Here is a 20,739-nt window from a genome sequence, read left to right on the forward strand (position 1 = left end):
GGGATCGGATCAGAGACTGACAACCGTGCCATTGCGCTGGGACTCCAAGGCAGCAGCAAAGATCTCGTGAGTCGCCACGGCCTCTTCAGGAGTGGCACAGCCAAAGCGGCCATTGAGTTCACCCGCACGCTCCATGAGAAAGGCGGCCCACATCTGCTGAATCACATCCGGGAAACCTGGCTCAAAGATGCCACCCGTCACGGCTTTGAATGGGGTGCCAAAGCCGAGATCGGTGCGTTTCCACCACTGTTCCTTACCGCGCTCAAAGATCCAGAGCGTCTTGGGTTCAGCCGTGCTAAATCTCACACCACCATCGGTGCCGAGGATCTCGATATACCAAGTGTTGGTCGCTCCAGGAGCCAGACGCTTCATTTCCAAACGCAGGGGCACTTCCTCACCCTGAATGCTGGTCCAGGTATGCAGCATTGCATTGTCCCAGGTATCGCAATTCGTCACGCCACCTTTGCCATCGGGACGCTGAGGATAACCCTTCTGAAGCTGAGCGAACAGGCGGGTGGGTTTCCAACCGAGGCGCAGGGGCAAGTGACAGGAGTGCATGCCCAAGTCATTGAGCGCGCCACCTTCACCACAGGTCGCGTTGAGACGCTTCCAGTTGGCGGCTTTAGTCGGATCGAGATCGCTGCTGTGATGGAAACCGGAGACGACTTCTAAGACGCGACCGATTTCACCTTTGCGAGCAATCTCAAACGCACGCTGAGCCCCCGGGAAGAAGGGCATCTCGGAACTGCAACGGACGAAACGACCGCTGGAGTTCACGGCTTCCAGAATGCGACGGGCCGAAGGCAGGTCAATGCCGAAAGGTTTCTCTGCAAAGAGGTCTTTGCCTGCAGTAAGCACGTCCAGATAAAGCTTCTCATGCAGGTTATGCGGCACCGCCACATACACCACATCCACATCAGGATTAGAGAGGAGTTCCTTATAATCCGTGGTCTTCTGCGTGCAGGAGGGGATGCAGTCAAACCAAGCCAGGGTGGATGGATTCAGATCTGCGACCGAAACCAGCACGGGGCGGACGGTCACGTCCGTAAGTGCACACCAGCGGGCAAAAGCGCTGGCCATTTCGCGACCCATGAGACCGCCGCCGATGATGCCGATGCGAACGTCTTTCATGTTAGGCGGCGACAAGTTTCAGAGCTTCATCCACACTCGCATTGTCATGCACCATGGCCATGAGGGCCTGGGTGATGCCTTTCGGGTTCGGATGCTGGATCACATTGCGACCATACACGATGCCCGCTGCGCCCTGCGCCAGGAGGCCTTGTGTGCGCTCCAGGATTTCCTTGTCGCTCACACGACCACCGCCACGAACCAGGATTGGGATGCCGGAGGCTGCGGCGACGACTTTGTGATAAACACTCACGTCATCGGTCGGGTCGGCTTTGACGATATCAGCACCCAGCTCCACGGCCTGACGGACAAGGTGAGTGATGGCGGTTTCATCGCCATTCACCATGTAGCCACCAGCCACGCTGTTTTCCTGGAACACCAGCGGCTCGATCATCATCGGCATACCGTAGTAGTCGGCCTGGGGTTTCAGGCGCAGGATGTTTTCCACACACTGCTCGTGCACTTCAGGCGCGCCGGGGATCTGGAACAGGTTCACACACACACATGCGGCGTCATAACGCACGGCTTGAAGCATGGTTTCCTCGATCATCAGACTGAAGCGGCTCTCGGGCAGCACCTTGCCGTAGATGTTGGCTACGTCCGTTCGCAGCACCAGGGAGGGCTTGAAGCGGCCTTGGACTTCCTGAAGATGGCGGGCCTGACCCAGCGTGAGCTGGATCGCATCGGGTGCTGCATCCACGAGGGTCTTGATCACCACACGCATGTCTTCGATGCCCTGGAGGAAGCCAGGTTGATTGAAGAATCCATGATCCACCGCCACATCAAAGCAGCGGCCAGACTTGGCATTGAAGAGACGATTGAGACGGTATTGTTTCATGATGGGGGAGGGAGTCGTGGATGATTATTGGAGTCCCATCAAGTGCTTCATCACATACAATTCCAACGCCTCGTAGTCGCGAGCGTCACGGAATTGCTGGATGAGGTTGTTGTCCACACTGCGGACCTTGTCCACGAGGTGCATGAAGATCTCGCGGCTGTATTTGAGGTGGTCGGTGACAGGGCAACCGCGCTGGGTGCGCATAGCTTTCACATCCAGGCCGATGAATTCGCCGCGCTTGCCGTAGCCGGCCTCTTCAAGCACACGGACTTGATTGAAGGCGACACGCAGATTGGCTCCGCCGAAGTTCTTGTCCTGGTCATACTTCAGGCCGTTCTGGTCATTGAGGTGGACGCTGCCCAGCTTGTCGTGAGCGAGAGCAAATGCCATTTCATCGCTCGGGTCCAAGCCAGCGAGGATGGCATGGGCACTTTCGATGAGGCCCTTCACGCGTTTGTGATCGCTGGAAGCATAGGCCAGGGCCACCGCGTGGCCGATGGTCGGCACATAGGCCTGATCGGTCGGCTCATTCGGCTTGGGTTCGATCCAGATTTCGATCTCCTTATCGTAGTCCAGCATGGCATTCACGGTGTCGAGGATGCGTTGGTAAGCCAGACGGGCGTCCTTGGCTTCGCGAATGTAGGTGCCTTCACGGGAAAGCCAGAGCACGATGGCTTTGCAATCAATGGAGCGGGCGATGTCGATGCACTTCTTCGTGCGATCCCAGGCGTAGTCGCGATCCGAGGCGCTGTTGGAAGTGTAGGCACCATCGGTGGTCTGCTCAGCAAACCAGAGACGCGGGGCGACAAACTCAGGAATCAACCCCTGATTGGCCAGCATGGCTTTCACTTCCCCGGACTTCTTAGCGATCTGGTCAGGCGTCAGGTCATCCATGCCAGGGACGACGTCATCGTCGTGAAACTGCACGCCTTCGAAACCCAGCGGGCGATACAGGGCAAACTTTTCCTCGTGAGGGAAAACGGCGCGGACTTCGGTTCCAAAGGGATCAGCGCCTTCGCTGATGTTCCAGGGGCCAAAGGAAAAACGGTAGTTGGTTGGGGTGCTCATATGCAGGGCTGTTTTTAACGTGGCCCCTAGATTCCGCTCTACGTCTGCTGTCTCGAAAAATGGCACTATCATCTCAAATCTGTATCGAAATTGTTCGAAAATGTGTTATGAAAGTGCCGTGCAGGTCGAACGTGAACAGATTCAGATTCCCAGCGGGCATTCCTTTCGAGTGCTGCGCTGGTCGCGTTCCCTACGAGAGGTGGAAAACGTCTTGGGACCGGAACAGGTCGAGCGTGTGAAGGGCGAGGGCACCCACTGGCATTTCCATGTCGAGATGGAACTCACACTTTTCACCTCCGGCACGGGCACGCGTTTCGTGGGGGATCACATTGGCTCCTTCGCGGCCGGAGATCTTGTCCTGCTGGGGGAAAGGCTGCCTCACTACTGGCACACTCGTGGCTCCAGCAGCGGCATCTCTGTGCAATGGCACTTTCCGTTAGGCCATGCTCTTTGGTCGTTTCCAGAGACGGCATCCCTCAGCGATCTCTTCCGCCAAGCCAGCCACGGTTTGCGTATTCGAGGCCCTGCCGCGCAACAAGTCGCCGCCTGGATGCAGGAACTGACGCAGGCCGAGGGCATGGATCAGCTCGCCCTGCTGCTGCGTATCCTCGCCTGCATTCAGCGGACCTCTACCCAGGAGCCGCAACCCCTCTCCGCACGCTCTTTTGCCCTGGCGACCGAGACCCACTACCAGCAGGCCATCGCCAAAGCGGTGCGCCACCTCGCGGCGCATTTCCGTGAGGAGGTGCGTCTGGAAGACGTGCTGAAACTCACCCACCTCAGCCGCCCCACCTTTGCCCGTCAGTTCAAAAAACACTCCGGTCGCACCTTCAGCGAGTTCCTCAATCGCCTCCGCATCCAAGCCGCCTGCCGCGACCTTCAAGAAACGGATCGCAGTGTCCTAGAAATCGCCATGCACAGCGGCTTTACCCAGCTTTCTTTCTTCAATCGTCTGTTCCGCCGCGTGATGAAATGCAGCCCGCGGGAGTATCGGGGGATGAAGCGAGGATAACGATTTGCTTCAATCATTCGTAATGACTCCAAAGCCGTAGAACCTTAACGGTCTTTTCTTCCTCAATTACTTGGTAAACCAAACGATGTTGGATGTTGATGCGGCGCGAATAGGCACCCTGCAGATCTCCGACCAAGGCTTCATAGGGTGGTGGGTTGGCAAACGGGTTCTTGGCAATCACATCCAGCAGTTCACGGGCTTTGGCCGCCAAATGGCTGCCTTTCAGCTTCTTGGCATCTTTTTGCGCATGGCGTGTGAAAACCAGTTTGTAGCTCACAAGTCAATGTCCTCACTGCAGTCTTCGATTCGCGTTTTCATCCCTTCGACAATCGAGTCCCGCATGCCGGGGATATTGAGCAAATAGAGTGTCTCTTGAATGGCCCGCCAGTCGGATTCAGAAACCAAAACGGCATTGCCACGCTTACCCGTGATTTGGACCGGCTCATGATTTGCCAGCGTGGCATCAATGAGATTGTAGAAATCTGCGCGTGCGGATGTTGCCGTGACCGTCTTCATACCGAGAACGTGCGTGATTGCGTGCGCTAAGCAAGGTTTTTCTCCCATCACTCATAATGATACCGAGCCTGCGCGACCTGGATCGTGTCGCCCTCCACACGATAAACCAAACGATGTTCGTCCGTGATGCGGCGTGACCAAAAACCACTGAGTGCATGCTTCAATGGCTCGGGTTTGCCAATGCCTGAGTAAGGTGTCCTAGAGATGTCTTTCAGCAGACCGTTGATCTTTTGAACGATCTTTTTATCCACCTGCTGCCAATAAGTGTAATCCTCCCAAGCCTGCGATGAAAACAGGAGTTTCATGCTTCCAGTTCATCCAGAGTTTTAGAGACGCCTTTGCCAGCTTTCAGTTCTTCAATGGAGTTCAACAAACGACGGGCATTGGCAGGGGAACGCAGAAGCATCGCGGTTTCATGGAGAGATTCGTAATCCTCCAGCGACATGAGTACCACAGCTTGATCGCGATTACGCGTGATGATGACCGGATCATGGTCCTCACAGACACGATCCATCGTCGCCGCCAAGCTTTCCCGAGCCGCCGTATAGGTGATCGCCTTCATATGGACAGGATGTTGTCCATAGCGTGTAATGTCAAGCCAAGACCAACATCCCTCGCTGTCGCCTCGCCCACCACTTGCACCCCAGCCACTCCTCAGCCATGAAAGAAGTGTGCTGACCGACTATCACACCCACCATCCCCTGTGCCGTCGCGTGATGAAATGCAGCCCACGGGATTATCGGGGGATGAAGAGGGGGGAAAATATTTACAATCACTAGTACATACCTCAACCAGTGAACCGTTTGACACATAGTCTATGACGCGCCCGCATCGTGAATGGTTTTGCTTTAATGATCCGACCTGCACATTGGAGAAGTTAGTGAAGCCTTACGATTGTCTTGGTAGGCACCTCTGGGTGACACAGACTATTTTCTTTGGGGACTGCACACTTACCCCGCCGACTTCCTCGTTGGAGCACGATGCTCATCTTCATACCATTGATGAGGATACTCCAGGATTGGCATCTCTTGAAAAGACCACTGAGTTGAAAGATCTTTGGCGTATCGCTAAAGACTTTGATGGACATCGCTATTATTGGGCAGCCCCTTCCGGGGAATTATGGGTGCGATACCATGATCCCGATGAATTTGAAAATCTTGGTGCATTGGGAACACAAGAACTACTTCAATGGTTTTCGACAAATCGTTCGAGATTGCCGGAAAAGCAAAATTGGGGCATCTACTACATCAATGTGGCTCCGGGCGCTTTTGGGCAGTGCTTTCTGGAACAACGTGAATCCATTGATTTGAAAACCATTGAGTCCAGCGTCTCAAATTTAAGGTCATTCCCCTGCCAATTTTCCGACACCAAACGTTTCTCTGCCTACGACCCAGCCTTGGGACTGTCTATTGAAGCGAGCTTTGATGAAGAAAGCCAATACGGGCTGCTAGAGATGAAGCTGCGAGCGCCGTCTAGTGTGTCCGCAGAAATCCGCCATAAACTGGAAGGCTGGTGGGACAATATGAAGTCCAACGTTTTTACCAGTGTAACGTAATGGGGCTAAGTAACCCAACTTCGCTCCCACTTGCACCCCAGCCACTCCTCCGCCATGAAAGAAGCGTGCTGACCGACTATCACACCCACCATCCCCTGTGCCGTCATGCGGAGGGGCATCCGATTGAATACGCCCGCCATGCCCGTAGCATCGGCCTCGCTGAGATTGGTTTTTCGGATCACAACCCGACGCCGGAGTTTCTGGATGAATGGCGCATGACCTGGGATGAGCTGCCGGTCTATCTGGCCGAGGTGGAGCAGGCTCGCGAAGCGGTGCCAGAGATCCCGGTGCGACTGAGCCTGGAATGCGATTACCTGGAGGGACGCGAGGCCTGGACGGATCGCATCGCCAAGCTGGCAGAGTGGGATTACCTCATCGGCAGTGTGCATTACATCCAGGACGGCTTGGCCGTGGATGATCCGAAATACATGAACCACTTCAAGACTCAGCCGGAGATCCTGGAGATGTGGAAGAACTACTGGCGGCTGTATGAAAAGATGATCCGCGCTCAGCAGCATGACTTCTATGCGCACCCAGATCTGGCCAAGCGTTTCGGGGCCCTGCCTACGGGGGATCTTCGGCCTTATTATGAACCTGTGATCCAGGCCTTGGCGGATACGAAGGGTGTCATGGAAGTGAGCACGGCAAGCCTACGCAAGGGACTCAACGAATTTTATCCCGCACGTGCCATGCTGGAGATGGCCTTCAGCGCCGGGGTGCCTATCGTGATCAATTCCGATGCCCATAAACCCACCGATGTGGGAGCAGACTTTGCTCAAGCTTTAGAGTTCGTTCGCAGTGTCGGCTATCGTGAAACCGTGCGCTTTGAGAAACGCCAGCGTCGTGTGGTGCCCCTGCCGGAAACATGGCCGCTTTGATTCTGCCTAACCATGATTTGGAAAGCCCGTCATCACGTCATTGAGTTTCCCCGCCGCCCGTTGGTGATGGGGATCGTGAATATCAATGACGACTCCTTTTGCGGAGATGGCACCCTAGACCCCGACAAAGCCCTGGCTCAAGCCGAGACCATGCTGCGTGAAGGGGCTGACATCATCGATATCGGAGCCGAGAGTGCGCGGACGAATCGCGGCCCCATCAGCGTGGAAGATGAAATCCAGCGGCTGCTTCCTTTCATGGCAGCCTGGCCGGAGTTAGTAGCAAAGTTTGAAAAGGCACCGTGGGACGCGGCCCAGCTCTGGCCGCCACTGCTTTCCATCAATACCTGGCGCTCCGAAGTGATCGAGGCGGTACTTCCCCATGGTGGTGATCTGATCAATGACATCAGCGCCCTGCCCGATGCCACGAATGCGCGCCTCTGTGCAGAGCATGGGGCCAGTCTGCTGATCATGCACAGCATCGGCCAGCCAAAGGTGCGGCACACTCATGTGGGTTATGCGAATATCCTGGAGACCATGACTGCGTTCTTCGATGAAAAGCTGGCTTTGGCGCATAGCGCAGGACTTTCTCCCGAGCACATCATCCTGGATCCAGGCATCGACTTCGCCAAACAGCGGGAGGATAATCTCACGCTGTATCGCCATGCCGATCAGCTTCAGAAATGGGACCGTCCGGTGCTGCTGCCTGTCTCACGGAAAACCGTGATTGGTCAGGTGCTGGATCTTCCTAATGCTGTGGATCGCGATGCCGGCACCCTCGCCTGCATCGCCGCCGGGATGCGACGCGGGGCTCAGATCTATCGTGTGCACAATGTCCGTGCCGCTGCTCAGGCCATCAAGGTATTGTGGGGCGTGAGCTCATCACCTCATGCATGAATTTGGTTCTTGAAAACGTTATGACCAGTGTCTCTCGTTTCCCATCCACCCCTTCGTCTGATCGTTGCTTTTTCGATGTTGATTTCGTGGTCGTTCGCGGCCGACTCAGGGTTTCAAGCCGCGACTTGTGAAGGCATTTATAAGCGTCATGTCCAGGGCATCTGCACCGATGCCCAAGACGCCATCTATTGGTCATGGACGGACGCGATCGTGAAGACGGATCGCCAAGGACATATCCTTAGACAGGTGCAGGCCCCAGATCATCAGGGCGATCTCTGCCATGTGGAGGGAAAGCTCTATGTCGCCGTGAATCTGGGCAAATTCAATCAGCCCGCCGGGGCGGCCGATTCCTGGGTTTTCGTTTACGATAGCGATAGCCTGGCCGAGCTGGCGCGGTATCCGGTGCCGGAGGTGGTGCATGGAGCAGGGGGCATGGCTTACCGTAACGGCCACTTTTACATCGTCGGCGGCCTACCTCCTGGGGCAGATGGAAACGAGGTGTATGAATACGACGCCTCCTTTAAGCTCGTGAAGCGTCATGCCCTGGCCAGTGGCTACACGCTTATGGGCATTCAAACGGTCGAATATGCCGAGGGGGCTTGGTGGTTCGGGTGCTATGGCAAACCTGCGGTGCTGCTGCGTGCAGATGAGGCTTTTCAAATGACAGGCCGCTGGGAAATCAATGCCTCGGTAGGCATCGCCACGCTTGGACAGGGCCGGTTTCTCATCGCCGAAAACCTAGTGGGTCCAGATAAGCGCAATACCGCCCGGGTAAAATTGGCGCGGGCGGATGCCCAGCAGGGGCTGATCTTCGAGGCTCCGATCCCAGCGTCACCGTAAAAACGGCGGCATTTGCATGAAACAAGCAGCGCCTTGCCGCTGTTCACAGAGTCTTGACCTCACTCCTGCCTGAGTGATCCTTCCTCGCGGTCTGATCGTTCGTGGCGGAAGCCTCCGCTTCACTTTCTTTTTATGTTCCGGTCCTTTTTTAAACCGCTCACCTTTCTCGCTCTGGCTGCTGCGCTGCATGCGGCCGATAAACCTAACTTCATCTTCATTCTCTGCGATGACCTCGGTTACGGCGATGTCCGCTGCCTGAATCCTGAGGGCAAGATCGCCACGCCGAACATGGATCGCATTGCCAAAGAAGGCGTGACCTTCACCGATGCCCACACCCCCTCCAGCGTCTGCACCCCCACGCGCTACGGCACCGTGACGGGCCGCTACAACTGGCGCACGAAACTGCAGAGCGGCGTGCTCGGGGGGCTGAGCCCGCACTTGATCGCCACCGACCGGATGACGGTGGCCTCCCTGCTGAAGGCGCAAGGCTACAACACCGCCTGCATTGGCAAATGGCACCTGGGCATGGATTGGGTCATCAAGGAAGGTCAGACCGTCTCTGAGCTGACCATCGAATCCCGCGAACAAGCCTGGAGCGTGGACTTTACCCAACCGGCAAAGAACGGGCCTAACAGCGTCGGCTTCGATTATTACTTCGGCATCAGCGCCTCTCTGGACATGGTGCCCTATTGCTTCATTGAAAACGGTCGTGTCACCGTCCAGCCGACTGAAGATCGTGAGCTGGAGATGGTGCAGGGAGAGACCAAGCGCTACACGCGCAAAGGCCCTGCCGCCCCCGGTTTCACCGGCTACGAGGTGCTGCCCACCCTGGCCTCCAAAGCCTCTGCGTATGTGGCGGAAAAAGCCGCTGACGCTAAAGCGGGCAAGCCCTTCTTCATCTACTTGCCCTTCACCTCCCCGCATACGCCGATCCTACCGAATCCTGAATGGCGTGGCAAAAGCGGCCTCAATCAATATGGCGACTTCGTGATGGAAACCGATGCCGCTGTGGGGCGCGTGCTGAAGGCCCTGGACGATAACGGACTGGCCGAAAACACCGTCGTCGTGCTGACCAGTGACAACGGCTGCTCCCCCAGTGCCGATTATCCCGCCCTGCTGGCGAAAGGCCACAACCCCAGCGGCAAGCTGCGCGGTCACAAAGCCGACATCTATGATGGCGGGCATCGCGTGCCCTTCCTCGTGCGCTGGCCCGCCAAGGTCAAGGGGGGGCAAACCACGACGCAACTCACCTGCCTCACCGACTTCATGGCCACCACCGCCGAGATCACTGGCACACGCCTGCCCGACAATGCGGCGGAGGATAGCTTCAGCTTTCTACCCGTTTTGTTAGGTCAGGAGAGCGACGCCCTGCGTCAGAGCGTGGTGCATCACAGCATCGGCGGCTACTTCGCCATCCGTGAGGGGAAATGGAAACTCGCCTTCTGCCCCGGCAGCGGCGGCTGGAGCGAGCCGCGCCCTGGCAAGGAACCGAAGGACGCCCCGAGCGTGCAGCTCTTCGACCTGGAAGCGGATCTCGGTGAGCAGACCAACCTCCAAGCCGAGCACCCCGAAGTGGTGGCCAACCTGACGATGAAGCTCAAACAAATCATCGCCGATGGCCGCAGCACCCCCGGCGATAAGCAGACCAACGACGTGCCCGTGGACATGGTCAAGCCCAGCCCGCCTGCCCCGAAGAAGGGGAAGAAGAAGTAAGGGGGGCTTGGTCATTGGTTCCCCCATGCGGGATCAGGAGGGCGGCTCGTTTGGAGCCCCGGCTTCTGCCCGGACTCTGTGGGCTGTCAAAGTCCCGAACGCTAGAAGGCACGCGGATGAATACACGGATTTCATCTTAGCTGCCGTCACAAGCAGGTAAGAATTCTTCGCTTACTTAAATCATCAGGCCGTCTGCATTCCGCGTTCGACATTCGTCATTTTCCTCTCACCGTTGGGCATGCTCGCGCTCTTCATCCTGGTCCTCGCATTGTGCTTCGGCGTCTGCCAGTGGGCGGCCGGGCGAGCTGACGTGGTGAAGAGCCAAGGCCTCAAAGAACGAGCTCCGACGGCTCATACGGCCACGGAGATGGTCAAGCTTTTCCTGGCTTACGAAGGGGCTCAAGATGTGGAAGTGGTGGAGTATGACGGGGTGGTCACCGACTACTTCGACCCTGCCCGGAGGAAGCTGTTTCTGCGCCCGCGTATTGCCCGTAGCACCTCAATGGGGGCTTGGGCTGTAGCGCTGCATGAGGCTGGCCATGCTCTTCAGACGGATTCGGCTCTTTCCGACCTGAAATGGCGACAGACGGTGATCCGGCTGAATCGGTATGGACCGTTCTTTGCCCTGGTGGCAGCGGGAGGGCTGCTTTTCTTGCGGCTTCCACCGCGCATTGCTGTGCTCTTGATGGTGGCTTGCTGTGTGATTTTCCTGCTCCTGAATCTGGGCACCTTAGCGGTGGAATACAATGCCAATGCGCGCCTGCGCCGCTTCCTGGAAAAGCATCTGGATCGCTACCCCGATGCACTGGATCGCCTGAATGGTTACCTGGGCCGCATGGCCGTGCGCGAGGTGGGGGATCTCATTCAGTCACCACGGTATTTCTTCCTCAGCGCATTGCCCGGTAGCGGTAAGCTACGCCCGACGGTTACGGAGCCAAAAAAAGATGAGGAAACCTAAGCACGAGCTGCTTTCGGATAGACTCTCACGGCCTTTTTCGCGGCGAGCCGTTCCGTAGTGCAATCTTCGCTGGCTTATAAGCGGTGAAGGGCACATGGCCTCGTTAATCATGTTTTCCCCATGGGGCTGACTTTCCCCGAAATCTGGCCCGCCCCTTGCGCTGGAAAGGTTCGCCACGAGAGCGACCGACCCAACCCGCCATGCACGAAGCGCCTTCCCGACATTTTGACATTGCCATCATCGGCGGAGGTTTTGCCGGCGTTTACTGTGCCCAACAGATCTTGAAACGCCTCGGCGGGGAAAAGCTGCGGGTGGGCATCATCGCCAGTGAAAACCACATGGTCTTCCAGCCCATGCTGCCGGAGGTGGTGGGCGGCTCGCTCTCCCCTCAGCATGTGGTCAACCCCATCCGCATGATCTGTGAGGCGGCGGATGTGCTGAAGGGGGAGGTGACGGCGCTGGACCTGGAAAGCCGCGTGCTGACCCTGGATGGCGGGCGCTTCACCCCCAATGTCACCGTCACGTTCGATCACCTCATGCTGGCGCCCGGCGCAGGCGTGGACCTCAGCCGCATCCCCGGCATGTCCGAGCACGCCTACCTCATGCGCACCGTGGGGGATGCCATGAAACTGCGCGCCGCCATCATCAGCCGCATGGAGGAGGCGAATCTCATCACCAAGCATCAGCAGCGGAAGGAGATGCTCTCCTTCGTGGTCGTGGGCGGCGGCTACTCCGGGGTGGAGACCGCAGGCCAGATCCAGGACCTCATCGCCGGGGTGCTGCGGTATTATGATAACATCCGCCCCGACGAGCCCAGCGTCACCGTCGTCCACAGTGGCGAGCGCGTGCTGGGCATGCTGGGGCCGCGCCTGGGGGACTACACGCGGGAGTGCCTGGAGAAAATGGGCGTGAAGCTCATCTTTCAAAAACGCGTGCGCGCCGTCACCGCCCGCACCGTGCAGCTCAATGACGGCACCACCATCCCCACCAGCCTCGTCGTCTGCACCGTGGGTAATGCGCCCAATCCCATCCTGGTCACCCTGGGGGAAAAAGGTCAGCTCCCGCTGGAGCGGGGCAAGGTGGTCGTCGAGGCCACCGGTCAGGTCAAAGGGCTGGACAAGGTGTGGGCGGCGGGAGACTGCGCCTCCTTCCCCAAGGCCGATGGCGGCCTCTGCCCAGAGACGGCCCAGTTTGCCATGCGGCAGGGTGCGCTCATTGGCCATAACATCATCTCCGCGCTGCAAAACAAGCCGCTCAAGCCCTTCAAATTCACCGGTCTCGGCGAGCTGGCCACCATCGGCCACCGCAAGGCCGTGGCCATGGTTCTGGGGCTGCGGTTCTCCGGCCTGCTCGCCTGGTTCATGTGGCGCAGCGTTTACCTCATGAAGCTGCCTGGGCTGGACAGGAAACTGCGCGTGATGGCGGAGTGGACCTTCGAGCTCTTTTTCCCCCGCGACATCAATCTCCTCACCCCCAGCTTCTCCTCCCCGCTGGGCGAGATGCACCTGGAGAAGGGCGACTCGCTTTTCCGCTCCGGTGAGCCCGCCCAATCTCTCTACGCTGTGAAAAAAGGCTGCGTGGAGATCACCGACGCCTCCGGTCAGCTCGTTAAAGCCGCGCGTGCTGGCGAACACTTTGGCGAACGTGCTTTGTTAGGCGATGGCATCTGGCGCTTCGATGCCACGGCCACGGAACCCAGCGAACTCGTGGCCATCGATGGCGATACCTTCAAGACCCTGGCCAACAGCATCGGCTCCCTCGGCTCCCTCTTCCGCTCCACCGCGCAGCAGTATCATCTGCCCGAGGAGATCCTGCAAACCGTCAACGCCATCCCCGAAGCCACCCGCCTCTCCACCGCTGCGGATGTCATGACGCGTAACATCGCCTCCCTCACCTGCACCCAGACCGTGCAGGACGCCGTGGCTGAGTTTCAGGCCCACCCGCACAGCACTTACCCCGTCACGGACGCGGGCAAAGTCATCGGCCTCCTGCGCCGCAGCATCGCCTACGACTGGCTGAAAAACCACGGCCTCACCTGCCGGGATCAACTGCAAGACCTGCCCCTGACCACCCCCTTCTGTGTCCGCTCCGACATGCCCGTGCCCGAGCTGGTGCAGACCCTCATGCGCAGCGGCGTGAGCAAGGCCGTGGTGGTGGACGCAGAGAATTATTTGTTAGGCATGGTCACCGTCTTTGATCTCCTGAAAGGCGCGGCCGCATGAGGGGAACTGGACGATGGATGGTTGAATGGCGGCCCACAGGCGCGGTTTCTGGGGGGGGGAGTTAGGGGCCCAGGCTTCGGCCGGATTCTTCCACCTCTCGCAGCTCCCCAGGTTACGCCTGAAGTCGGGACTCCGAACGATGCGCTGATAAGGATCGTTGGATGAGGGGGATGTATGGATCCTTGGATGCGCAAGCGGCTGCTCAAAGTGGCTCGCACACTCCGTGTGCGAAAAGCCCGGTTCGGCAGGCCAAGCCCAGGCTCCTGATCTCTCCCAACCTGGCATACGCACCCTTGGGGGTCATGGGCTGGGATGCCCCGGTGTGATCTCGGGTTAGGTCAGGCCAGGGTGGGCCAAGTTGGAGATCGATGGGCAGCTCACTCGGACTTCCACGCGGTTTCCCGCACACGGAGTGTGCGGACCACTTGAGGGCCACCGCCTACGTCAGCCATCCACCCCTCCTCTCTAGCGCCTCGTTCTTCGAGTTCGGAGCCCCGGCTTTAGCCGGAATCAGGAGAGCTTCGAAAGCCCCAAGATTTCGCCTGAAGCCTGGACTCCGAACTGGCGATTTGTCCCCAACCCGTTCTCACTTTGATACAGTCGGGCGTTTTGCCAGATTCGATTCTTAGGAAACGAACCTCCGAAATCACGTATGCCCCGCTCCTCTCCCGATGACGACGCTGAGCCTCCCTCTTTTCCAGCCCGTTCTTTCCCTTCCGCCCAGCCGAGGTTGAGGGGGATCGGGGGCGGTCTCGTTCTGGTGCTGATGATGTGCCTGGCCGCCTGCACGGGGGGCAGTGTCCGCCACCCGGCCACACAGCCACCTGTGCCCGCCTCCATCCTGGAGGGGCAGAAGACGATCGAGGCCTCCAATCACCAGCGCACGGTGCACCGGCAAGGCACCTCCGGTTTTGAACTGCTGGCGGATGGGCAGGAGGCCTTCCTGGCGCGTCTGGCGGTGGTGGAGACGGCGCAAAAGACCCTGGATTTCCAATACTTCATCTGGCAGGACGACACCCTCGGCACCGCCTTTGCCGAGCGTCTCCTAGCGGCGGCGGATCGTGGTGTGAAGGTGCGTCTGCTACTGGATGTGACCTTCAAGGCGCAGAGCGAGGTGCGCTCCGCCGTGTTGGCCGCGCATCCCAACATCCAGATCGGCTTTTTCAATCCCATGACGAAGCTCTCCGGCATCTTTGCGGGCAATCCCCTGCCGGTCATCGGTGAGATCGACCGCATGCAGAGCCGCATGCATAACAAACTTTTGATTGCCGATCGTAAGGTCGTCATCGGCGGCGGGCGAAACCTGGCGGATACCTACTTTGGGGTGGACCCGCGGCATAACATGCGCGACCTCGACTTCATCGCCGCTGGGCCCGTGGTGACGGCGGCGGCCAAGTCCTTCGACCTGTATTGGGACTCCCCCCTCACTCGTAAGGGCGACCCGGCCAAACTCACCGCCGAGGATCGCGAAGACCTCCAGGATCTGCGGCGTAAGATCAACCGCAAGAAACGCTTCCTGGCCTGGCGCCGTGAGTTTCCCTTTCCCCTGCTGCTGTCGGCGGAAAAGGCCCGCAGCCTGTTGAGTGACTTTGAGCGCCGCATGGTGTGGGCGGACTATGAATTTGTGGCGGATCCCCCCGAGCGCATGCTACGCCAGGGCCGGGTGTCCTCCCCAGTCTGGCACACCGTGGAGGGAGCGGTGGGCGAGGCCCGGCGGGAGGTGTTGATGCATGCCGCCTACCTTATTCCGCAGGAAGATACCCTGGAGCTCTTCCACCGAGTCACCGACCGGGGCGTGACCTTCCGCATCCTGACCAATTCGCTCGGCTCCATCGATGGGCTCAGCGCCATGTCCGGCATCGCCAACCGTCGCAAGGATGTGCTGGAGGCCGGTATCTCCTTGCATGAGATGGATGCCCACGCCCCCTCCCGCCGGGACTACGTGCGCGCCCGCCGCCTCACGCCCATGGGCATGCACTCCAAGGGGCTGGTGGTGGATGATCACATCTCCTTCGTCGGCTCCTACAACATGGACCCGCGCTCCAAATACATCAATACCGAGACCGGCGTCATCATCGACAGCCCTGTCTTTGCCCAGCGGCTGAAAGCTTACCTGGAGACGGATTTGAAACCCGAGAACTGCTGGCGCATCACCTGTGAAAAAGGCCGCATCACCTGGACCCGCCAGCTCCCCGGGAAGCGCCTAGAGGTGCATCATCATGATCCGCACACCCCGTTCAAGCGCCGCGTCATCTACTGGCTGTTCACCCACCTGCCGTGGGAGGATTTGCTGTAGCCTGAGACGTTTACGCCAACAGCCCCTTCACCACATGACCATGCACATCTGTGAGGCGATAGCGGCGGCCTTGGAACTTGTAGGTCAGGCGCTCGTGATCGATGCCTAGCAGATGCAGCAGCGTGGCGTGGAAGTCATGGATGTGCACGCCGTCCTTCAGGACGTTGTAGCCAAATTCATCCGTCTCTCCGTAGATCGAGCCTGCCTCGACTCCGCCCCCCGCCATCCAGGCCGTGAAGCAGCGTGGGTGGTGATCGCGCCCAAAGTTCTCACTGATCTTGCCTTGGCAATAATTGGTTCGGCCAAACTCACCGCCCCACACCACGAGGGTGTCGTCCAGCAAACCGCGTTGTTTGAGGTCTTTGATGAGGCCTGCGGAGGCCTGATCCGTCTCCTTGGCCAATTTACGGATGTTCCCCGGCAGACCGCCATGATGGTCCCAGTCCTGATGATAGAGTTGAATGAAACGAACCCCGCGCTCCGCCAGGCGACGCGCTTGCAGGCAGTTCGCGGCAAAGGTGCCCGGCGTCTTCACATCCTCGCCATAGAGATCCAGCACGTGCTGCGGTTCATCCTCGATCCCCGTGGCTTCGGGGATGCTGCTCTGCATGCGATAGGCCATCTCGTAGTGATCGATGCGGCTGCTGATCTCGGCATCGGGTGTGCCTTCGAGCTGATGCAGATGCAGCTCCTTCAGGCGATCCAGCATCATCCGGCGACTGTCGCCGCTGATCCCCTCGGGATTGCCCAGATACAGCACGGGATCTTTCGCCGCGCGGAAAAGAACGCCTTGGTGTTTGGTCGGCAGGAAACCGCTGCCCCACAGATGCGCCCCCAGCGGCTGACCGCCTTTGCCTTTCGTGATGAGCACAGTGAAGGAAGGTAGATTCTCATTCTGCGCGCCTAAACCATAACTCAACCACGCCCCCATGCTTGGGCGTCCGGCGATCTGGGAACCGGTCTGAAAAAACGTCACGCCAGGGCCATGGTTGATGCTCTCGGTAAACATGGATTTCACCACGCACAACTCATCGGCCACGCTGGCGGTGTGAGGCAGCAGTTCGCTATACCAGCCACCCGCTTGGCCATGCTGCGTGAACTTGAAGGGCGAACCGACCATCGGGATGGAGCTCTGATTTCCCGACATGCCCGTGAGCCTCTGGCCACCACGCACGCTGTCGGGGAGCTTCTCGCCATGGCGCTTGTTCAACAGCGGTTTGTAATCATACAGATCCAGGTGCGAAGGCCCGCCGGACATGAACAGATAAATGATGCGCTTCGCCTTCGGCGGCACATGCGGAGCCCCGAGAATCCCCGCATCCGCCCCCAGCGCCTGCTCACGCCCCAGCATCTCTGCCAAAGCCACGCCGCCCAGCCCCAGGCCAAAACGATTGAGGAGCTGACGGCGGTTGATGAAGTGATGCGAGGGCACCTCGACTCCGTTTGGAAGCGTGCGTTCAGATTTCATGGCTGAGAGAACAAAATGGGGAAGGGCGATGACCACGAATTTCACGAAGAGACACGAAGGCTAAACGGCTGGCGATGTTCGTGATCCATGGACTCTGACGATTCGTGATCATTCGTGAGATTCGTGGTTAAAGGCGTGCCCATTCACCGCTTCACCACGCAGGCGTCGTGGTTCATGAGGGCTTGGGCGAGGATGGTGGCGGCAGCGGATTCGGCGAGAGGCAGGTCGGGAGTTGGCTTGGAGTTGCCGTGTTGGAGCAATGCCTCGGCTTCTTGAGGGTGCGCTTGGTAGTGCTTCCGTTGATCTTGATAAAGCTGTGTGCAGATCTCTCGCTCACGAGCATCGGGCCTGCGGCTGAGGCAGCGGAGAAAGCCCTGCTCGATCATCGTTTCCAGCTTGCCTTGAGCTTCTCGGTGCAGGCTTTCGCCCAAGGCGCGTGCGGCTTCCACATACTGGGTGCCGTTCAGCAAAATGAGCGCCTGGAGCGGGCTGTCGGTGCGTTCGCGTTTGGCGCTACACACGGCGCGGCGTGGGGCATCGAAGGCGACCATAGCCGGAGGTGGGCTGGTGCGACGCCAAGTGGTGTAAACACTGCGGCGATAGACGCTCGTGTCCTTGCTCACCTCTACGGGCTTGAAGGCCTCCGTCATCTCATAGGGGTTCACAGGAGGGCCGCCGACCTGTCTCCCCAGCAGTCCTGAGGCGGCCAGGGCATTGTCACGAATCATCTCAGCGGGCAGACGGAAGCGTGGGCCACGAGCCAGCCACTGATTCTCGGGGTCATCGGCCATGAGGGCGGGATCGGCGATGCTGCGCTGGCGGTAAACCTCACTGCTGACGATCTCGCGCAGCAGGGCTTTGACATCCCAACCGGACTCGATCAATCGCAGTGCGAGATAATCCAGCAGCTCGGGATACAGAGGCTTCTCACCCTGGCTGCCGAAGTCCTCGCTGGTTTTGACCAAACCGCGCCCGAACAAACTATGCCACAAACGATTAACGATGACACGCGCCACCAGCGGATGCTCAGGTGAGGTCAACCAGCGGGCCAGACCGAGACGATTCTTCGGCGCATCTTTCGGGTAAGGCGAAAGCGAGGCGGGAGTGACGGGCGGCGCTTCCTCCCCGCGCTTGTCATACTCGCCCCGGAAGAGCACATAGGCTTTCTTGGGCTGCGGCAGCTCCTGCATGACCATGATCTCCGGAGCCCCGTCCATGAGTTCGGTCAGCTCCCGGCGTGCTTCTTTCAAGTCGGCCAGCTTTGACTTCAAACCGGCATCAAGGGGCTGGGAAACATCTCGTGAGAACACCCAGAGATCATCCACCGCACCGCCTTTGAAACCGCGATCGCGGAAGCGTTCGCCGAGGCTGATGGTATCACCACCGCCACCGGTAATGTCCTTGGTCAGATGATCCCGAATCGTCTCCACCTGGGCCTGCTGGCCGTTGATGAAAATCTTCAGCCCGTTCGCACGGCTGCTGCCATCGTTGGTCACCACCACATGCACCCATTCATTGAGCGGCAGCGTCTGCTGGGCACGAATCGAGATGGCATCGCCTGGCCAGAAGTGAATGAGGGACCACTTCAGTTTACCCTCTTCAATGAGCAGTTCATAACCACGGCTTGCGGCATCCGTCCAGGCTCGGGAGCGATGCAGCACCACCGCACGTTCTTTGACATCCGGTGTCTTGATCCAGAGGGACAGGCTGAAGGGATCATAGCGATGAAAGTTTCCCACCGGGGTATCCACCGGATCATCGCCCGTGAAGAGGATGGCTTGCCCCAAGCGCCCCGGCGCCAGCTTGTTTTCCCCCTTGAGAGTCGCGGCGGTTTCCGGCGCTTTGGCCTTCGGGTCTTTTTTGGGGGCTTTTGCTGACGGGGTGGTTTGAGCTACCACGCGTTTGTTGTCTTCCACATTCTCTCTGGACTGGGGGGGAGAGGGATTCAGAGAATCCTCGAGTTTATTACCGTCGAGATTGTTGAAGGTGAAGTGTGCGATCTGGCCTTCCAGTGATGCGGACACCCTGTCCCGCGACTGCGGTGATCCTGCCCGCAATTGGAGGATCGTATCAAGCTCAGTGCGGTCAGGAGTGCCCACATCCCTTTCCAGCTTCGCGATCTTGGCTTCCAATTCCGATTTCTTCTTCTTGTTAGGCTTGTCCAGAATCTTCATCGCGGGCGTCGGTGCCGATTGAGTAAAGAAGGAATACAGACCCGCTTCATCAATGTTCTGAAGGAAGGCGGAGAGGCCGTAATATTCCTTCTGCGAGATGGGGTCATACTTGTGGTCGTGGCAGCGCGCGCACTCGAAGGTGAGGCCCAGGAAAGCCGTGGCGAAGGTCTGCACACGATCCGCTACGTATTCGATGCGATACTCTTCCTCCACCGACCCGCCCTCGCTCTCCTGCTGATGCAGGCGATTGAAAGCGGTGGCTAACACCTGATCCTCCGTGGCATTCTGCAGCAGATCACCGGCCACCTGCCAGGTGATGAATTGATCCAGCGGCAGGTTGTCATTGAACGCGCGGATGACCCAGTCCCGCCACATCCAGACCTCACGCGGACGATCCACCTGAAAGCCATAGCTATCGGCATAGCGGGCCACATCCAGCCAATCCACGGCCATGCGCTCACCATAGGCCGGGGAGGCCAGGAGCCGCGAGATGAGATCCGCATAGGCACCCTGGGCATCGTGCTGGGCCTTCGCAGTGAAAGCCTGCACCTCCGTAGCACTCGGGGGCAATCCGGTCAGGTCAAAGCTGGCACGGCGGATGAGCGTCTCCGCATCAGCCGGGGGCTGAAGTTGCCGTTGACGAGCCTTAAGGCCGGTCTTCACCAAATGATCAATCGGCGTGACCTCCCCTGCGGCCTGAGCTTCCGCCTTCCAGCGTGGCATCTGGGTCTGATCCGGTGCGATGAAGCTCCAGTGCTTTTGATACTTCGCCCCTTCATTCACCCAGCGCTGGAGTGTGGCGATTTCACGTTCGGTTAGGCGACCCAACTTCGATTCTGGTGGCGGCATCACCTCATCGGCATCGTGGGTGAGCACACGCTCGATGATCACGCTCTTGGCCGCATCTCCCGGCACGATGTGCCCCTCCGTCACCGCGGCTTCCCGTTCATCCAGACGCAGGCCCGCCTTGCGCGTCTTGGGATCGAAGCCATGACAGTGAAAGCATTTGTCCGAGAGGATGGGGCGGATATCCCGATTGAACTCCAGTTCCGCCGCCACACCGGGCAGAGCGGTGAGCGAGAGCAGCAGCAGGGGGATGGCATTCTTGCAGATCATGTCACCTCATGTTACGTGAAAAGGCCGTGTCACATTGTCTGTATTCTGTGTCTGATCGTGAGC

General features: G+C 58.8%; 18 protein-coding genes. 9 read left to right on the forward strand and 9 right to left on the reverse strand.

What is annotated here, in order from left to right:
- Positions 1–9: 9 nt before the first annotated feature.
- From B5D61_RS01170 to B5D61_RS01180, 3 genes are read right to left on the reverse strand one after another with little or no spacing between them, the layout of a single operon-like run.
- Positions 10–1,131 carry a Gfo/Idh/MocA family protein gene (locus B5D61_RS01170; protein WP_078811464.1) on the reverse strand — a complete coding sequence of 374 codons (1,122 nt, stop codon included), beginning with the start codon at positions 1,129–1,131 and terminating at the stop codon, positions 10–12.
- A gap of 1 nt (position 1,132) precedes the next feature.
- Positions 1,133–1,966, reverse strand: a complete 834-nt coding sequence (locus B5D61_RS01175) for a class I fructose-bisphosphate aldolase (protein ID WP_078811465.1) — start codon at positions 1,964–1,966, stop codon at positions 1,133–1,135.
- Between the two features lie 24 nt (positions 1,967–1,990).
- Entirely contained in the window at positions 1,991–3,034 is a 1,044-nt protein-coding gene (locus tag B5D61_RS01180) for a TIM barrel protein (protein WP_078811466.1), read from the reverse strand.
- 100 nt (positions 3,035–3,134) lie between these two features.
- Between B5D61_RS01180 and B5D61_RS01185 the strand changes: the two genes are divergently transcribed.
- Complete coding sequence (locus tag B5D61_RS01185; RefSeq protein ID WP_078811467.1) at positions 3,135–4,046, forward strand: helix-turn-helix domain-containing protein; 912 nt, start codon at positions 3,135–3,137, stop codon at positions 4,044–4,046.
- Positions 4,047–4,059: 13 nt separating this feature from the next.
- On the opposite strand, the gene B5D61_RS01190 is transcribed toward B5D61_RS01185, so the two are convergent.
- The 4 genes from B5D61_RS01190 to B5D61_RS01205 are packed head-to-tail and all read right to left on the reverse strand — an operon-like array spanning position 4,060 to position 5,124.
- Positions 4,060–4,323, reverse strand: a complete 264-nt coding sequence (locus B5D61_RS01190) for a Txe/YoeB family addiction module toxin (protein ID WP_078811468.1) — start codon at positions 4,321–4,323, stop codon at positions 4,060–4,062.
- Complete coding sequence (locus tag B5D61_RS01195) at positions 4,320–4,562, reverse strand: type II toxin-antitoxin system Phd/YefM family antitoxin (protein ID WP_078811469.1); 243 nt, start codon at positions 4,560–4,562, stop codon at positions 4,320–4,322. Before B5D61_RS01195 ends, B5D61_RS01190 begins: the two co-directional genes overlap by 4 nt.
- A 47-nt stretch (positions 4,563–4,609) precedes the next feature.
- A complete protein-coding gene (locus tag B5D61_RS01200) occupies positions 4,610–4,867 on the reverse strand; it encodes a Txe/YoeB family addiction module toxin (protein WP_078811470.1) in 258 nt (85 codons plus the stop codon).
- The gene (locus tag B5D61_RS01205) at positions 4,864–5,124 is read right to left on the reverse strand and encodes a type II toxin-antitoxin system prevent-host-death family antitoxin (protein WP_078811471.1); all 261 of its coding nucleotides are present in this window, start codon (positions 5,122–5,124) and stop codon (positions 4,864–4,866) included. The genes B5D61_RS01200 and B5D61_RS01205 overlap by 4 nt, the downstream gene beginning before the upstream one ends.
- A 255-nt stretch (positions 5,125–5,379) precedes the next feature.
- On the opposite strand from B5D61_RS01205, the gene B5D61_RS01215 reads away from it, so the two are divergent.
- The 8 genes from B5D61_RS01215 to B5D61_RS01250 all read left to right on the forward strand — a co-directional run bounded on the left by B5D61_RS01215 (position 5,380) and on the right by B5D61_RS01250 (position 15,918).
- A complete protein-coding gene (locus B5D61_RS01215; protein WP_139372986.1) occupies positions 5,380–6,117 on the forward strand; it encodes a hypothetical protein in 738 nt (245 codons plus the stop codon).
- A 65-nt stretch (positions 6,118–6,182) separates the two neighbouring features.
- A complete protein-coding gene (locus B5D61_RS01220; RefSeq protein ID WP_139372987.1) occupies positions 6,183–6,995 on the forward strand; it encodes a histidinol-phosphatase in 813 nt (270 codons plus the stop codon).
- A gap of 12 nt (positions 6,996–7,007) precedes the next feature.
- Positions 7,008–7,889 (forward strand): dihydropteroate synthase, encoded by an 882-nt coding sequence (gene folP, locus B5D61_RS01225; RefSeq protein WP_245846418.1) that lies wholly within the window; start codon positions 7,008–7,010, stop codon positions 7,887–7,889.
- A gap of 27 nt (positions 7,890–7,916) precedes the next feature.
- Positions 7,917–8,729: a Kelch repeat-containing protein gene (locus B5D61_RS01230; RefSeq protein ID WP_217698869.1), complete on the forward strand. Its 813-nt coding sequence runs from the start codon at positions 7,917–7,919 to the stop codon at positions 8,727–8,729.
- A gap of 132 nt (positions 8,730–8,861) precedes the next feature.
- Positions 8,862–10,442, forward strand: a complete 1,581-nt coding sequence (locus tag B5D61_RS01235; RefSeq protein ID WP_078811475.1) for a sulfatase family protein — start codon at positions 8,862–8,864, stop codon at positions 10,440–10,442.
- Positions 10,443–10,680: 238 nt separating this feature from the next.
- Positions 10,681–11,400, forward strand: a complete 720-nt coding sequence (locus B5D61_RS01240) for a zinc metallopeptidase (protein ID WP_078811476.1) — start codon at positions 10,681–10,683, stop codon at positions 11,398–11,400.
- Positions 11,401–11,600: 200 nt separating this feature from the next.
- On the forward strand, positions 11,601–13,622 hold the full coding sequence (locus B5D61_RS01245) for an FAD-dependent oxidoreductase (protein WP_078811477.1): 2,022 nt from the start codon (positions 11,601–11,603) through the stop codon (positions 13,620–13,622).
- 652 nt (positions 13,623–14,274) lie between these two features.
- A complete protein-coding gene (locus B5D61_RS01250; RefSeq protein ID WP_078811478.1) occupies positions 14,275–15,918 on the forward strand; it encodes a phospholipase D-like domain-containing protein in 1,644 nt (547 codons plus the stop codon).
- 10 nt (positions 15,919–15,928) lie between these two features.
- On the opposite strand, the gene B5D61_RS01255 is transcribed toward B5D61_RS01250, so the two are convergent.
- Both B5D61_RS01255 and B5D61_RS01260 read right to left on the reverse strand, forming a co-directional pair.
- Positions 15,929–17,386: a DUF1501 domain-containing protein gene (locus B5D61_RS01255; RefSeq protein ID WP_078811717.1), complete on the reverse strand. Its 1,458-nt coding sequence runs from the start codon at positions 17,384–17,386 to the stop codon at positions 15,929–15,931.
- 143 nt (positions 17,387–17,529) lie between these two features.
- Positions 17,530–20,676: a DUF1553 domain-containing protein gene (locus B5D61_RS01260; RefSeq protein WP_078811479.1), complete on the reverse strand. Its 3,147-nt coding sequence runs from the start codon at positions 20,674–20,676 to the stop codon at positions 17,530–17,532.
- Between the last annotated feature and the right edge of the window lie 63 nt (positions 20,677–20,739).

Origin of the sequence: Prosthecobacter debontii (assembly GCF_900167535.1) — a bacterium.
Taxonomy (GTDB): Bacteria; Verrucomicrobiota; Verrucomicrobiia; order Verrucomicrobiales; family Verrucomicrobiaceae; genus Prosthecobacter; species Prosthecobacter debontii.